Source organism: Amycolatopsis ultiminotia, assembly GCF_039536925.1.
Lineage (GTDB): Bacteria > Actinomycetota > Actinomycetes > Mycobacteriales > Pseudonocardiaceae > Amycolatopsis > Amycolatopsis ultiminotia.
The window spans coordinates 189314-204720 of record NZ_BAAAZN010000003.1; the positions used below are offsets into that span (position 1 = coordinate 189314).

The 15407-nt window shown below is 71.1% G+C and carries 13 protein-coding genes; 7 read left to right on the forward strand and 6 right to left on the reverse strand.

All coding sequences use genetic code 11. The features are described from left to right. The first annotated feature begins 81 nt into the window (after window positions 1-81). The gene (locus tag ABD793_RS08610; protein WP_344857373.1) at window positions 82-861 is read left to right on the forward strand and encodes a dioxygenase family protein; all 780 of its coding nucleotides are present in this window, start codon (window positions 82-84) and stop codon (window positions 859-861) included. A gap of 60 nt (window positions 862-921) precedes the next feature. On the opposite strand, the gene ABD793_RS08615 is transcribed toward ABD793_RS08610, so the two are convergent. Together ABD793_RS08615 and ABD793_RS08620 are read right to left on the reverse strand one after the other, a co-directional pair. Next, window positions 922-4143 (reverse strand): beta strand repeat-containing protein, encoded by a 3222-nt coding sequence (locus tag ABD793_RS08615; protein ID WP_344857375.1) that lies wholly within the window; start codon window positions 4141-4143, stop codon window positions 922-924. A 160-nt stretch (window positions 4144-4303) separates the two neighbouring features. After that, window positions 4304-5371 carry a hypothetical protein gene (locus ABD793_RS08620; protein WP_344857377.1) on the reverse strand — a complete coding sequence of 356 codons (1068 nt, stop codon included), beginning with the start codon at window positions 5369-5371 and terminating at the stop codon, window positions 4304-4306. 324 nt (window positions 5372-5695) lie between these two features. Between ABD793_RS08620 and ABD793_RS08625 the strand changes: the two genes are divergently transcribed. The 4 genes from ABD793_RS08625 (at window position 5696) to ABD793_RS08640 (ending at window position 9454) form a co-directional block, all read left to right on the forward strand. Next, window positions 5696-6895, forward strand: coding sequence for an AI-2E family transporter (locus ABD793_RS08625; protein WP_344857379.1), 1200 nt, complete (start codon window positions 5696-5698; stop codon window positions 6893-6895). After that, window positions 6892-8025, forward strand: coding sequence for a MacS family sensor histidine kinase (gene macS / locus ABD793_RS08630; protein WP_344857381.1), 1134 nt, complete (start codon window positions 6892-6894; stop codon window positions 8023-8025). Before ABD793_RS08625 ends, macS begins: the two co-directional genes overlap by 4 nt. After that, on the forward strand, window positions 8022-8678 hold the full coding sequence (locus ABD793_RS08635; RefSeq protein WP_344857383.1) for a response regulator: 657 nt from the start codon (window positions 8022-8024) through the stop codon (window positions 8676-8678). Before macS ends, ABD793_RS08635 begins: the two co-directional genes overlap by 4 nt. A 137-nt stretch (window positions 8679-8815) precedes the next feature. After that, window positions 8816-9454: a DUF1707 SHOCT-like domain-containing protein gene (locus tag ABD793_RS08640; RefSeq protein ID WP_344857385.1), complete on the forward strand. Its 639-nt coding sequence runs from the start codon at window positions 8816-8818 to the stop codon at window positions 9452-9454. Window positions 9455-9514: 60 nt separating this feature from the next. Here the strand turns inward: ABD793_RS08640 and ptsP are convergent, their stop codons facing one another. The 3 genes from ptsP to ABD793_RS08655 are packed head-to-tail and all read right to left on the reverse strand — an operon-like array spanning window position 9515 to window position 12810. Next, the gene (gene ptsP, locus ABD793_RS08645; protein WP_344857387.1) at window positions 9515-11182 is read right to left on the reverse strand and encodes a phosphoenolpyruvate--protein phosphotransferase; all 1668 of its coding nucleotides are present in this window, start codon (window positions 11180-11182) and stop codon (window positions 9515-9517) included. Continuing rightward, complete coding sequence (locus ABD793_RS08650; protein WP_344857389.1) at window positions 11175-11912, reverse strand: hypothetical protein; 738 nt, start codon at window positions 11910-11912, stop codon at window positions 11175-11177. Before ABD793_RS08650 ends, ptsP begins: the two co-directional genes overlap by 8 nt. Window positions 11913-11940: 28 nt before the next feature. Beyond that, window positions 11941-12810: a ribokinase gene (locus ABD793_RS08655; RefSeq protein ID WP_344857391.1), complete on the reverse strand. Its 870-nt coding sequence runs from the start codon at window positions 12808-12810 to the stop codon at window positions 11941-11943. A 432-nt stretch (window positions 12811-13242) separates the two neighbouring features. Between ABD793_RS08655 and ABD793_RS08660 the strand changes: the two genes are divergently transcribed. After that, the gene (locus tag ABD793_RS08660; RefSeq protein WP_344857393.1) at window positions 13243-13653 is read left to right on the forward strand and encodes a hypothetical protein; all 411 of its coding nucleotides are present in this window, start codon (window positions 13243-13245) and stop codon (window positions 13651-13653) included. Between the two features lie 9 nt (window positions 13654-13662). Beyond that, a complete protein-coding gene (locus ABD793_RS08665) occupies window positions 13663-14400 on the forward strand; it encodes a TetR/AcrR family transcriptional regulator (protein WP_344857395.1) in 738 nt (245 codons plus the stop codon). A 104-nt stretch (window positions 14401-14504) separates the two neighbouring features. On the opposite strand, the gene ABD793_RS08670 is transcribed toward ABD793_RS08665, so the two are convergent. Continuing rightward, on the reverse strand, window positions 14505-15398 hold the full coding sequence (locus ABD793_RS08670; protein ID WP_344857397.1) for an NADP-dependent oxidoreductase: 894 nt from the start codon (window positions 15396-15398) through the stop codon (window positions 14505-14507). Between the last annotated feature and the right edge of the window lie 9 nt (window positions 15399-15407).

Sequence of the window (15407 nt, forward strand, 5' to 3'; positions counted from 1 at the left end):
CGGTGACGATCAGGGAATATCTCCGGGACCGGGGACGTCACCTACTCTGGTAGTTGAAGTTTCAAACACCTGGAGGCTGCCATGGCGACCCGTACCCCGGTTCTCTACCTCAGTCACGGGGCACCGCCGCTCGCGGACGACGTGACGTGGACCCGGCAGCTCGCCGAATGGTCGGCCGGGCTGGCCGAGCCGAAGGCGATCCTGGTTGTTTCGGCGCATTGGGAAGAGGCACCGCTGACCCTCGGCGCGACCACGACGGTGCCACTGGTCTACGACTTCTGGGGTTTCCCCGAGCGCTACTACCAAGTGCGCTACGCCGCGCCGGGGGCTCCGGAGCTGGCCACGCGCGTGCGCAAGCTGCTGCAGTCCACCGCAACGCCGGTACGCGACGCCCCGGAGCGCGGGCTCGACCACGGCGCGTATGTACCGCTCGTGGAGATGTACCCGGCCGCGAATGTGCCGGTATTGCAGATTTCATTGCCCTCGCTCGATCCTCGGGTGCTCTACGACCTCGGCCGGAAGCTGGCGCCGTTGCGCGACGAGGGAGTGCTGATCATCGGCAGCGGTTTCTTCACCCACAACCTCCACGCGATGCGACAGGTCGACGGAAGCGACGGCGTACCTCCGCAGTGGTCCGCGGAATTCGACCACTGGGGCGAGGAAGTGCTCCGCACCGGGGACCTCGACGCCCTGCTCGACTTCCAGCACAAGGCGCCGGCCGCGGGCATCGCACATCCGAAGATCGAGCACTTCGCGCCGCTGTTCGTGTCGCTCGGCGCGAGTTCGGCCGAAGGGCAGGGCCGCACGGTGATCGACGGGTTCTGGTACGGCCTGGCGAAACGCTCGCTCGAATTTTCCTGACCGGACGGGAAACGGGCCCGGAAGCAGCTGGCTTCCGGGCCCGTTCGGGTTATCCCTGACTCACTTCTTGAAGAAGCCGGTCACCTTCGCGACCAGCGCCTGCACCGCGTTCGCCGGGCCCTGCACCCCGGCGGCCGGAGCCGTCGGCAGCTGGGTCGGCAGCGTGGTCGGCACGCCCGGCAGCGTCGGCAGCGCAGTCGCGGCCGGCAGCTGCTCCAGCGTCGGCAGCGAGGCCTTCACCGGAAGGGCGGGCAGCGCCGGAGCGTCCGAACGCGCACCGTCGGTCGGCAGGGCGGGCACGCCCGGCAGCGCCGGAACCGAGGGCAGCTGCACGCCGTCCTTCAGGCCGGAGATCGACGGCAGCACCGAGGCACCGTTCAGCTGGTTCAGCTGAACGAGCTCGGACAGGCCGCTGATCTGCGGCACGTCGGCACGCTCAGCACCGGGCAGCGCGGGCAGGCCCGGCAGCGACGGGGTGGGCAGTGCACCGGTGGGCAGTGCACCAGTGGGCAGAGCCGGAGCCGGCAGCGTCGTGGCGGTCGGCAGCGACGGCAGGTCCGCACCCGTCGGGAGGGCAGGCAGGGCCGCACCGCTCGGCAGGGCCGGGAGGGCCGCACCGGTCGGGAGGCCGGCACCCGCGGGCAGCGCGGGCGTGCTCGGCAGCGCGGGCAGCTGGTCGGCCCCCATCTCGCCACCGATCGGCACGTTGATCTGCGGCTCGTCCACGATCTGCGAGGCGTTGGTCGCCTCCGCGGTCGCCCGCCCGATCACCTCGAGCGGCACCCCGAAGACCTGCACCACGGCGCCGAGCGGGTGGTAGTAGTTGTAGCCGGACAGTGCGTCACCGGGACCGTCGGTGGTGGGGGTTCCGCCGTTGGTCGCGCTGAGCTGGTTGTCCGCCACCGCGTTCGCCACGCCGCCGACGGCGACCGCGTCGCCGAACACCTGCGCCACCGCGGTGGCCGGGATGTCCAGGATGTCGCCGGAAAGCGCACCCTCCACACCCGAGGTGGTGTCGTCGCCGCCGTTGGTCACCACGGTGCTGTTCGCACCGTCGCCGCCCGAAACACCGGCGGCCGACACTGCGTCGCCGAACACCTGCGCGACCGCGAGCGGGTCCGCACCGATGATGTTGCCCGCGATCGCACCCGCGTCACCGGCGGTCTCCGCGCTGCCGCCTGCGGTCGAGACGATGTCGTTGGTGCCGCTGCCGTTGCCGAGCGCGCCACCGGCGATGCCGTCGGAGAAGATCGTGGCCGCACCGGCGACCGGCGCCTTCACGATGTTGCCTGCGATGGCACCCGCGGTGCCGTCGGTCGAGGCGTCGCCACCGGCGGTCGAGTCGGTCACGTTGTCGGCCGAGCCGGTGCCGATGCCGGCGAGCGCGCCGCCGACGCCGTGGCCCTGCACGGGCAGCGAGACCGGAGCCTCGATGAGGTTGCCCGCGCCCGCGCCGCTCGGACCGGTCGCGTGCACGTCCGAACCGGCACCCGAGGTGGTGTCGTTGGTGGCCGTGCCGTGGCCCTGGCCGACGAACGCACCGCCGATGCCGAACAGCTGCACCGGGGCCGACACCGGGACGGTGCCGAGGTTCGAGCTCAGGAAACCGTTGTCGTCGGCGGTGTTCCCGCCGCCGCCAGCCTGCACGACCTTGGTCTCGCTGGCGTCCGCCGAGCCCTGGCCGATGAACGAGCCGCCCACGCCGAAGACCTCGGCGGGCACGCCGACCGGCACCTGCACGATGTTGCCGGAGCCGGACGAGTCCTCGCCCTGGCTGCCGTCGTAGCCACCGGCGGTGACGGTCTTGTCCTCGGTCGAGGTGCCGGACGCGTTGCCGATGTGGCTGCCGCCGATGCCGTGCACCTCGGGGGCGCCTGCGATCTGGCTGTTGACGACGTTGCCCGCGAGGGTCGAGTCGTTGCCACGGGTGTAGCTGCCGTTGCCGGCGTTCGCGTTGGTGGTGTTGTCGCACGCGGCGTGCGCGTTGCCGATGTAGGTGCCACCGACGCCGCAGGCCTCGACGGGCAGCGCAAGGGCCGGGTCGACCACGTTGCCCGCGCCTGCCGCCTGCTCACCGGTGGTCTTGACGAAACCGCCGGAGTCCACCGTGCTGGAGTGGCTGGAGGACGCACGGTCGAGCGCCTTGCCGGTGGTGGCGTTGCCGATCCACGAACCGGCCACCGACGCCACGTTGGCGACCGGGCTCAGCTGCGCCGCGGCGGCGTTGCCACCGAGGAACGAGCCGTCGCCGTCGGTCTCGAGGTAGGTCGGGGTGTCGGCGAGGCTGCCCGGACGCTTGTCGCCCGCCTTGGCGTCGGCCACGGAGCTGGAGTTTGCGTCCGCGTCCGAGCCCCACACGCCACCGGCGTTGCCGTTGAACTTGACCGGCAGCGCGATCGGCGCGCCGACCGTGTTTCCGCTGGCCGCGGAGCCCTTGCCGCTGGTCAGTGCCGATCCACCGGAGGTGGCGGAGCTGTCCGCGGAGTACTCGCTGTAGGCGTTGCCGAGGATCCAGGACGCGGCGTTGCCGGTCACCTGGACCGGGGTGGCGAACTGGCCCGCGACGACGTTGCCGGAGAGGCCGGAGCCCTTGCCGGTGGTGTCGATGTTGCCGGTTTCGGTCGCAGTCTGCGAGGCCGAGCCCCCGTGCACCGCGCCGCTGCCGCCGGCGAGGCCGACGCCGTTGCCGGCGATCTGCACCGGCAGTGCCCAGTCGAGGGCCACGACGTTGCCTGCCAGGCCGGAGTCCTTGCCCGACGTCGCGATGTCCTGGTTGTGGCTGGCGCTCTGGTCGTGCGAGGTGCCCTCGACGTGCGCGTCGCCGAGCACCCCGACGGCGTTGTCGACGACCTGGACCGGAACCACCAGGTCGCCGGAGACCTTGTTGCCCTTGAGCGCGTCGTTGGTCGGCTTGACCTGTCGCGGGGCTTCGGTCTTCGGCAGCTTGGCGGACTTCGGCAGCTTGTCGGTCACGGCGCTCGCGGCGCCGGTGGGGGCCTTCGCCGAGGACAGCACCTTCTTTGCCGCGGAGGTGACCGGTTTGGTGCTGATCTCGCCCTGGTAACCGGGGACGTCCACCTGGCCGAGCGGGGTGCCGATGGCGTTGTTGTCGACGTCGACCGGAACGGTCACGTTCAGGTCGAGCGGGGAGGCAGGGGTGTCCGGGTTGACGTTCTCGTCTGCCGAGGCGATGCCGGTACCCAGCATCAGCAACCCACCCGTGACCAACGCGGTCTGGAGTCCGCGCTTTGCCCAGGTCTGCATGGGGTTTTTCTCCTTCATTTCGGGTTCCCTTGCGGGCTGGTGGAGTGCGTCGAACGCACTGCGGGTGCGAGCGCAAAAGTGCGCATCGCGGGAAAACCCGCGGAAATGGCCGGTGCTGCCGGAAAATGAGCACAGACAAGTGCTCGCGGCAGATCAACGACCCCGCGGGTGAAGTGAGTCAGTCAGGGGTGACGCCGGGCTGTGCGCCCGGGGTGAACGACGTGTGCCGCACGCCGGCGCGGGCCATGCCCGCCACGGCGTTGTCGACGGCTGCGGCGACCCACGTGGGCACGCCGAAGTTCAGACCGTCGAGGTGACCGCCAGGCGTGGTGGCACCGCCGCCGGGCGCAGTCGGGATGGAAGGGGGCGCGATCGGAAGCTGCGCAGGGGAGAACGGGGTACCGGGCGCATCGCCGTGGTGCTGGTCGTCCGACGGCACACCGGTGCTGTCGGACGGGACGTGGGTGCGTGCGCCGTCGACGGCCGGGAAGACCGAGCGCAGTGCGTCCGAAGTGGACATTGCAGCGGCGCCGAGGTTCTGCTGCGCATCAGCGGGGGCCACGGTGGCATCGGGCGCGGAATCGCCCGGCTGGACCGGAACCACCGGCACGTCGGGAAGCTTCACCAGTCCGCCGGTCTGGCCGGGGTCGAGCAGCGCCCAGATCTTGCGGCCGAATTCCTGCGCCTCCGGCGACGGCGTGGTCGCCTCGGTGATCACCTGCTTGGTGTCCGAAGGCTTGCGCGCGATGTGCTCGAGCGAGCCGAGGCCGCGCTGCACCGGCCGCAGCACCGCGTTCTGCCCGAGGTCGGTCACCGCCTCGCTGACCCGGCCGGACACCTCGTGTTCGGCAGTGCTGCGCGAGTGGTCGCGGTGCCCGTGCAGGTCCGGCGAGCAGCCCGGACGGGACGCGCCCGGCTCGGACCACGTGGTGGCGCTCTGACCGCACTCCGACAGTTTCTGGGTCGCACCTGCCGCCGTGCCCGCGACGTCGCCGGTGAACTTGGACGCACCGTGCGTCACGTCGCGGAGACCGGCGACGGTCGCATCGGTGACCGGGGTGACGCTCGCGTTCAGGCTGTTGTCGGAACCCGCGTCCGGCTGCGGGTCGGCGGATGCGGCGGCGGAGGAGACCGTCCATGCGGCTGCGGTCGCCGCGACCGCGCCACCGAGGACGAACAGTGCACGCGACGCGAGCCGACGGGCGCGGGTGGCGCCTCGCCTCTCGTGCGCAGCAGCGTTCGTCACAGGTATTTCTCCTCGGGCTGAAAATGCATTCGGTTTTGCTGCGGCGGGAACGTCACAAGCAATTCCGCTCGCCGCGCCAAAACCGAGAGAACCAGGCTTACCGCCCGTCGCGCACCTTTGACACGACTTGATGCCACCATCGTGTGAACAACACAGAGTGTGTCCGGGTCTCACCGCGGGTCATCACCGGAGGAGACAGGCGGTTACTCCCGGGTCGGTCGACGGCTTGCTGTCAAGAGTCGATTCAGGCGAATTTCGGCCGCTGCGTCCCGGAACCGCCCGGTTTCCGGCGGCGAGCCCGATCCGGACCGATACGGTGAACCGGTGAGCCAGCCTTGGCGCGAACGGCGCGATCAACCGTTCCTCCCCGATTCCGCCGACGTCACCCCCGTCATCCCCCGCGGGCTGCGGGTGGCCGCGGCACTGTCGTGGCGGTTCATCGTGGTGATCGCCGCGTTGTGGGCGATCCTGTGGCTGCTCGGGTACCTGTCCTCGGTGGTCGTGCCGGTGTCCATCGCGCTGCTGTTGTCCGCGCTGCTCGCCCCGGCGGTGGCCAAGCTGGTGCGGTGGCACGTCCCGCGCGGGCTGGCCACGGCGATCATGCTGTTCGCCGCGATCGTCGTGCTCGGCGGACTGCTCACCTTCGTGGTCACCCAGATCTCGAGCGGCCTTCCACAGTTGCAGGCACAGCTCACCAACAGCCTGAACCAGATCAGGGACTGGCTGATCAACGATCTGCACCTGCGCCAGGAACAGATCCAGGACTTCATCAACCAGGCCATCGGGTTCCTGCAGAACAACCAGTCCTGGATCACCAGCACCGCGCTCACCACGGCGAGCACGGTCGGCGAAATCCTCACCGGGTTCGTGCTCGCGCTGTTCGTCACCATCTTCTTCCTCGCCGGCGGGGAGCACATCTGGTCGTTCCTGGTCCGCGGCGTCCCGCACCAGGTGCGGGCGCGGGTGAACGTGGCCGGGCGGCGCGGATTCGCCTCGCTGGTCAGCTACATCCGCGCGACCGCAGCGGTGGCCGTGGTCGACGCGGTCGGCATCGGCATCGGACTGTGGATCGTCGGGGTGCCGCTCGTGGTGCCGCTCGCCACGCTGGTGTTCCTCGGCGCGTTCATCCCGATCATCGGTGCGGTGGTCGCCGGTGGCGTCGCGGTGCTGATCGCGCTGGTGACCAAGGGGCTGATCGGCGCGGTGATCGTGCTGGCCATCGTGATCGGCGTGATGCAGCTGGAAAGCCACATCCTGCAGCCGCTGCTGCTCGGCCGCGCGGTGAAGCTGCACCCGCTCGCCGTGGTGCTCGCGATCGCCATCGGACTGGTCGCGGCCGGGATCGCAGGTGCACTGCTCGCGGTGCCGCTGCTGGCCGTGCTGAACGCGGGGATCCGCTCGCTGCTGCACGACCCCGACCTCGACCCCGCGGCGATCGACTCACTGCACGGGCGTGTCCCGGAGGTGAAGGAGGACGCCGCGGAGCCGCCGGCGGACGGACAAGACGACGAAGAGGAGAAGTGAGCACCCCGCTCACCCGTGATCCGGCGACGCCACTGTGGCGCGGAGTCGTCCTGCTCCGCGTGCTCACCTGGACGTTCGCGCTCGGAGTGGTGCTCGCGCACCGCACGGATTTCCACCGGCCGTGGCTGGCCTTGACCGTGGTCGGCGTGATGGGGGCGTGGACGGCCTGTTCGAGCCTCGCCTACGCCAGGGAAACCGGCAGGCCCCGATGGCTCGTGGTGCTCGACGTCGTGCTCACGACCGCACTGATGCTCACGTCCCCGTGGATCCTTACCGACGCGCAGTACGCGGCCGCCGCACCGTTGATCACCACGGTGTGGGCGGCGGTCGGGCCGCTCGCCGCGGCCATCCGGTTCGGCGCGCGGGGCGGGGTCGTTGCCGGTCTCGTGGTCGCCGTCGGGACCGGGCTCGCCAGGGAAAGCTTCGACCTCGATGTGTTCCGCGACGGTGTGCTGTTGTGCGCCAGCGGTCTGCTCGTCGGGATGGCGGCCACGCTCGCACGGAGTTCCGCGGAGGCACTTGCCCGCGCGTTGCGCACCGAAGCGGCCACGGCGGAACGGGAACGGCTCGCGCGCTCGATCCACGACAGCGTGCTCCAGGTCCTGGCACGGGTACGGCGGCGGGGGCTCGAGGTGGACGGTGAGGCCGCGGAGCTGGCGAAGCTGGCCGGTGAACAGGAAATCGCGTTGCGCGCGTTGGTGAGCACCGAGCCGGGCGGTGCGGGGGACGGTGGCACCGCCGACCTCCGTTCCGCGCTGCAGCTGCTCGCCACCACGTCGGTGCAGGTGTCCGCGCCGGCCAGTACCGTCGACCTGCCTGCGCAGCTGACCGCCGAACTCGTCGCGGTCACCAGGGAGGCACTGTCCAATGTGGAGAAACATGCCGGAAAGGGCGCGCGGGCCTGGGTGCTGCTGGAGGACCTGGGCACCGAGGTGGTGGTGAGCATCCGGGACGACGGCCCCGGCATCGAGGCCGGCCGGCTGGCCCGCGCCGCGGCCGAGGGCAGGCTCGGTGTGGTGGAGTCGATTCGCGGCCGGATGGCCGATCTCGGCGGGACCGCGGTGCTGGACAGCGCGCCCGGACGTGGCACGGAGTGGGAGGTTCGGGTGCCGAAGGACGGCGGCGGATGACGGAGCGGACGATCTCGGTGATGGTCGTGGACGACCATCCGATCTGGCGCGACGGCGTGGCCCGTGACCTCGCCGAAAACGGTTTCGACGTACGGGCCACCGCGCCGGACGCGCCGTCGGCGGTGCGCATCGCGCGGACGGTGCGCCCGGACGTGGTGCTGATGGACCTCAACCTCGGCGGTACGTCCGGGGTCGAGGCGACCAGGGAGCTCACCTCCGCGGTACCGGACACCAGGGTGCTGGTGCTTTCGGCCAGCGGCGAGCACCGCGACGTGCTGGAAGCGGTGAAGGCCGGCGCGTCCGGCTACCTGGTGAAATCGGCGTCGGCCGCCGAGCTGGTGGACGCCGTGCGCCGCACCGCCGATGGCGATCCGGTGTTCACCGCCGGGCTGGCCGGTCTCGTACTCGGCGAGTACCGGCGGATGGCCGACGCTCCCGCGGGTACACCGGAACCACCGCGGCTCACCGAGCGCGAGACCGACGTGCTGCGCCTGGTCGCGAAGGGGCTCACCGCACGGCAGATCGCCGAACGGCTGGTGCTCTCGCACCGCACGGTGGAAAACCACGTGCAGTCCACGCTGCGGAAACTCCAGCTGCACAACCGCGTGGAGCTGGCCCGCTACGCGATCGAGCACGGACTCGACCAGGAGTGAACCAGGGGAGCACGCCGGGTACCTGCGGAGTCGTCCCGGCGCAGGCCTCGGGCAGTGCGGCCACCGCGCGAAAGTACGGGACCGTTCAGGGTTTTTCCCCGATCTGCCGGTGCAGAACGAGACCTACCATCGATGTCATGAGCGAGGAAGAGACGCACGCCGCGGAGACCAAGACGTTGACCGCGCGCGACATCCGGGTGTCCGATGACGAACGCGAGCACGTGGTCGGCGTCCTGCAGAAGGCGATCGGGCAGGGCATGCTCACCCTCGACGAATTCACCGAACGCACCGACCAGGCGCTGTCGGCGCGCACCCGCGGCGAGCTGAACACGGTGCTCTCCGACCTGCCGGGGCTGGTGCACCCGGAGGCCGCCCCGGCGTACCAGCCGGTCGGCGAGGTGCCCGCGTACGGGCCCGGTCAGCGGCTCGAGCTCAACGCCAAGTACTCCTCGCTGCAGCGCAGCGGCCCGTGGATCGTGCCGCCCGCGCTGGTGGTGCGCAACAAGTACGGCAGCACCAAGCTCGATTTCACGCAGGCAAGGGTGGCCACGCCGGTGGTGCAGATCGAGCTCGACGCGAAGTGGGGTTCGGTCGAACTGGTCATCCCGCGCGAGGCGGCGGTGGACTACAACGCGATCACCGAGATCAAGTTCGGCTCGCTCGACGACAAGACCGGCACCAACGGCGGACCCGGCACCCCGCGGTACGTCATCACCGGCCGGATCACCGGGGGCTCGCTGGTCATCCGTCACCCTCGGCGGGGCCTCTTCGGCTGACCAGCGCCAGGCGCCGGATCCGGTCTCCCTCTTCTCGACCGGGTCCGGCGCTGTGGTGCGTCAGCGGGCCAGCGCGTCCGCCACGGCCTTGCGGGCCGCGGCCGGGTCGGCGGTGCCGAGCGCGGCGGCGGCCAGCTCGCCTGCCTCGGCCAGCGAGACGGCGGCCAGCGTGGCCCCGACGGTGCGGATCGCCGGTGCGTTCATCGACAGGCTGGTCAGTCCGAGACCGGCCAGCACCAGCGCGAGCCGCGGGTCGGCCGCGGCCTCACCGCAGACGCCGGCCGGTTTGCCGGTCGCGGTCGCCGCGTCGCCGATCAGCTTCAGCAGCCGCAGCAGACCCGGCTGCCACGGATCGTTCAGCTTCGCCACCGCGCCGAGCTGCCGGTCCGCGGCGAAGGTGTACTGGGCGAGATCGTTCGTGCCGACGGACACGAAGTCGACCGCCTCCAGGATCTCCCGTGCGGACAACGCGGCGGCGGGAATCTCGATCATCACGCCTGCCCGCGCGATCCCGGCCGCGCGGACGCGTTCGGCGAACCACGCGGCCTCCTCGACGGTGGCCACCATCGGGGCCATCACGGAGACCTGCGCGCCGGATTCCTCCGCCGCGCCTGCGATCGCCGCCAGCTGCCGGTCGAGCACCTCCGGCCGGTCGAACGCCACCCGCAGGCCACGTACCCCGAGCGCGGGATTGGGTTCGGCCTCGGGCGACAGGAAGGCGAGCGGCTTGTCCGCGCCCGCGTCGAGGGTGCGCACGATGACCGGTTTGCCGCGGAACGGCGAAAGCACTGCCGTGTAAGCACTTTGCTGCTCTTCGACGGACGGTTCGGAAGGTGCGTCCAGGTAGCAGAATTCGGTGCGGAACAGGCCGACTCCCTCGGCACCCGCGTCGGCCGCGGCCTTGGCGTCGGCGGGGGAGCCGACGTTGCCGTACACCTTCACCGGATGTCCGTCGGAGGTCGCGCCGACGCCGTTCCACTCGGCCGGGCCGGACGCGACGGCGGTGACGATCGGCGCCGACGGGTCGGCGACCTCGACCACGCCGGTGTCGCCGTCCACGGCGAGCGCCTTGGCGTCGAACGCGAGCAGCCCGCGTACCGCGACCACGGCGGGGATGCCGAGCGCCCGCGCCAGAATCGCGGTGTGGCTGGTCGGCCCGCCCTCCTCGGTGACGAGGGCGAGGACCTTGTCCGGGTCGAGCCCGGCGGTGTCCGCCGGGGCGAGATCACGGGCGACGAGCACGCTCGGTGAGGTCAGCTCGGGCACGCCCGGCGGTGCGACGCCGAGCAGTTCGGCCACGAGCCGGTCGCGCACGTCCCGTACGTCGCGGACCCGCTCGGCCATGTACCCGCCTGCGGCGGCGAGTGCCTCGGCGAACCCTTCGGCAGCCTGGTAGACGGCGCGGGCCGCGGGAAGTTTCCGCGCCGTCACCAGCTGGTGAGCCTGAGTGGCCAGCGCCGGGTCGGCGGCCATCGCGGCGGTCGTGACGAGGATCGTCGCGGCCTCTCCGGTCGCGGTCGCGGCCTGCGCCTCGAGCCGCGCGGCGACGGCCTGCGCGGCCGGCTCGATCCGGGCCGCCTCGGCGTCCGGATCAGCGGGCTCCGGCGTGCTCGCGGGTTCCCCGAGCGGTTCCGCGACCCGCACGACGGGCCCGCTCGCCCGCCCGGGGCTCACCGCGACCCCGGTCAACGGCGAACTGTGCGGACTCGACTCGGCGCTCTCAGACATGGTCTAGACCATATCCCACATAGGCGGCGATATCACGGGCCGCTGCCGGAAGCCCGCGTTCCCGCAGTGCTGTCACGACCGGACTCACCTCCTCGTGCCACCAGGCTTGCGCCAGCGCCGCCCGGTCACCGAGGACGCGGCCCCGCAGAGTCTGCCGGAATCCCCACGCCTCCGCCGAATCCGCGAGCCGGAACCACTCGCCCGGATCGTCCAGCCACAGATCGGTGCGGAGGTCGTCGGCCAGTGGCACCCGTTCGAGGAACATCCGCTCTGCCGTCTTCACCGCCAGGTCCGCGAGAGTGAGGCACCGCATCGCGAAGGCCACCGTGCAGACCGCCCGCACCTCGGCGCGGATGGTCGCTGCGCCGCGCGCCCTTGCCAGCGCCACCCGGTGGTGACCGTCCTCGACGAAGTACATCTCACCCAGCCGCACCAGCCGGACCGGCGGCAGCTCCCCGGCGGTCGCGGCGAGCGCGCACCAGCGGTCCCGCAGGGCGCGGTTGCGCGGCCGGAAGTAGCGGTCGAAGTCGGCCGCTCGCGCGAGCGTCCCCACCACGCCGTCGAGGGGTACTGCACGCAAGCCTTCGTCCGATTCGGTGGTCCGGCCGAGCGCGGAAATGGCTTCGTCGAGCGGGATCAACGCCAGTGCGTCGGTGCCCCGAGCCGCCGCGAGCGACCTCAGCCGCGTGGCGTAGCCCTGCCACCAGGCCGCACCGAACGAATCGCGCATGTGCGGCACAACACAGCACGGCCGTGGGTCATTCCAGTTCGCCGGCAGTGGGATAGGACGGCTGCGCACCGTGCCGGGTCACGCTCACCGCGGCCACCCGCACCGCCCGCTCGGCGGCTTCGACCAGGCCGGCACCGTCGGCGAGCGAGGCGGCCAGCGCACCCGCGAACGCGTCACCCGCGCCGGTCGTGTCCACTGCCTCGACCCGTGGCGATTCGACCGTGGTCGACTTGTCGGCTTCGACCACCACGGCACCCGCGGCACCCCGCGTGACCACGGCAGAGCGGGGGCCGAGGCCGAGCAGCTCGCGCGGGTCGGCGTCGGACGCGCCGAGCAAGTAGCCGGCCTCGTGCTCGTTGACCAGCAGCACGTCCACGGCGGCGAGCATGTCCGCGGACAGCTCGGCAGCAGGCGAGAGGTTCAGCAACGCCGGCACCCCCTTCTCCCGCGCTCGCAGCACCGCGCGTTCGACCGTGGACAGCGGCACTTCCAGCGACGTGACCAGGACGCGGACCCCGTCGAGTGCGTCGTCGGTCAGATCGGCGGGCTGCACCGCCGAGTTGGCACCGGGGGAGACGAGGATCGAGTTCTCGCCGTCCGGGGTGAGCGTGATGTAGGCGATGCCGGTGGGCCGGTCGACGGTGCGCAGGTGCTGCGTGCCGACGCCGGCGCCGGCCAGCGACTCGCGCAGGAGCCGACCGTATGGATCGTCGCCGACCGCGCCGAGCAGGGCGACGTCGGCGCCGAGCCGGCCCGCCGCGACCGCGGTGTTCGCCCCTTTGCCGCCGGGCGACAGGACGGTGTCGCCGCCGAGCACCGTCTCACCACCCGCCGGACGACGGTCGACCGGGACCACCAGATCGGCATTCGCGGACCCCACGACCAGCACAGCACTCATGACGATCACTCTGCCACGCGTCCGGCTGACCCGGTTCGGCCCATTTCCGTGGCCGAAAGTGAAGAACTTTGTAACTTTGCACCCGTTCGGTGCGACAATCAGGCGAGCAGTGGCCGCCCGTCACTCGATCGGGGGATACTTATCCCCCACGCGTCACTTCTGACACGGGCTCCGCTCTCGTCCAGCGTCACTGACTTCAAGCCGGTGGCGTTGCCCGGACCGGAAGCGCACCGGAAAGGGCATCGGGTCGCCGGCGCCGATCACGTAGCCCCCCGAGTGATCGGCGTCGGCGGCGCCCCGGTCCGCGTACGAACCTCGAAACCGGCGGTGGTGCTGTTCCCCCGGTGCGGACCGGCGGATGGGGGATTTCCCTACCCGATTCGACGGCTTCCCCGGTGTTTCCGCTGGTCAGGCTTCTCTAGCGTGCATCGCATGACAACACTGGACTGGCGGCGCGCGGTTTATGCGGTGCTCGCCCTCCCCGCTTACCTCGGTGGTGCGCGGGCGCAGCGGTGGCTCGCGTGGCGGGTACTGGGGGTTCCGCCACGCGAGGGCAGGCCGCGCCTGGCCGCGGCATTGGGGACCTCCGTGCTCGCCTTCGTGCTCGCCATGCTGATCTGGTACCTGGTCGGGCGGATCGCCACCTACGGGCTGTTCTGGGATCCGGCGACGGCAGGCGAATCCTGGGGTGGCCCCGGCCTCGCCGGTGCCTGGATCGTGCACTTCTTCTGCGCGTTCGGCATGACCGTGCCGGCGATGTGGCTGCTGCGGCCGCTCACCGAGGTGCAGCTCCGGTTACTGCCCGGCCGCACCGTTGCCGAAAAGAGGACCGTCGCCACCTAGAATGTCCGGATGAGCAGCCCCACACGCAGGGGTCGCGCGCGAGCGGCTACCGAGCAGGACATCCGCCGTACTGCCCGGAAACTGCTGGTCGACCAGGGTCCGGAGGCGGTGACGCTGCGGGCCATCGCCCGCGAGCTGGGGATCACCGCACCAGCGCTGTACCGGTATTACGAATCCCGGGACGACCTGCTCGAGAACCTCCGTCTCGACGTGTGTGTTGACCTGGCCGCCGAGCTGGCCGAGGACATCGCGGATCTGCCTGCCGAGGGCATGCTGCAGCTGTTCGGGATCTGCAAGGGCTTCCGGCGCTGGGCGCTCACCCACACCAAGGAGTTCACGCTGGTGTTCGCGTCGCCGACCGGCGGGGTCGGCACCACCGCGAGCAGCGCACTGCACCGCCTCGACGAGCCGTTCGGCCGGATCTTCCTCGCCGCCGCCGGGCACGTGCTGGCCCAGCACGAACTGGTGATGCCGCCGAACGACGTGGTCCCGCCCGAACTGCGCGACGACCTCGCCGCGTTCCAGCGTGACCTGCTGGCCGTGCTGGCCGAGTCCGGACGCGAGATCCCGCCGGAAAAGCTGGACGTGGGGCTGACCTACCTGATGATCCAGTTCTGGGCCCGGTTGTACGGCCACGTCACGCTCGAGGTGTTCGGCAACTACCCGATCCCGGTGTCCAAACCGGATGTGCTGTTCGAGGCGATGCTGACCGACCTCGCACGCGACGTGGGCCTGTACTCCGGCTAGTGCCTGTGTCAACCCGTTGATCGCGGCGATATGGACCCGTTGTCCTCGTAGCGAACCGGATGGTCACGCCCCGGATGCGCGTGCGGCGGTGGCCAGGCAACGGCTCAGATCACCACGACCCGGCGCCCGCGGGTGTGGCCTGCCTGGCTGTCGATGTGTGCTGCGGCTGCTTCGCCGAGTGAGTACGACTTCTCGACCGGGATGTGCAGCTTTCCGCGCGAGATGAGGTCGGCCGCCTCGGCGAGTGCGTCCGGCATGCTCCCGGCCACGCCGGAGAATCGGACGCCCAGATCCGGCGCACCGAGATCGGCGATGGAGAGCACCTTGTGCGGATTCCCGGTCAGCTCGACGAGTTCCCGGACCACGCCCGAGCCCGCCAGATCGAGTGCCGCGTCGACCTGGCCGAGCCGGCGGACCCGCGCGACCCAGCCCTCGCCGTACGTCGTGGCGACGGCACCCAGGCTGCGCAGGTAGTCCTGGTTCGCGACCCCGGCCGTGCCGATCACCGTGATGCCGCGGTCGCGGGCGATCTGCAGCACCGCCGAGCCGACCCCGCCGGACGCCCCGCTGACCAGCAGGGTCTGCCCCGGCTGCACGCCGACCTCGCGGATGACGCGCAGCGCGGTCTCCACCACGGAGGGGTAGCCTGCCGCCTCTTCGAACGTCAGTCCCTCGGGCATCCGGGCCCAGGCCGACAGCACAGCGTGTTCGGCGTAGGTGCTCGAACCTTCGCCGAACACGCGATCGCCGGCCGAAACCCCGTCGACGCCCTCGCCGACCTCGTCCACCACCCCGGAAGCGTCGAGCCCGACTCCGGCGGGCAACTCGATCGGATGGGCCTTCAGGACCTGCCCCTCCCGGACCCGCCAGTCGACGGGGTTCACTCCTGCCGCCCGTACCGCGATGCGTATCTGGCCTGGGCCTGCGTGCGGCTCCTCGGCGTCGACGAGTCGCAGCACGTCCGGACCGCCGAACTCGGCGAAACTCACTCTCTTCATACGATCGAC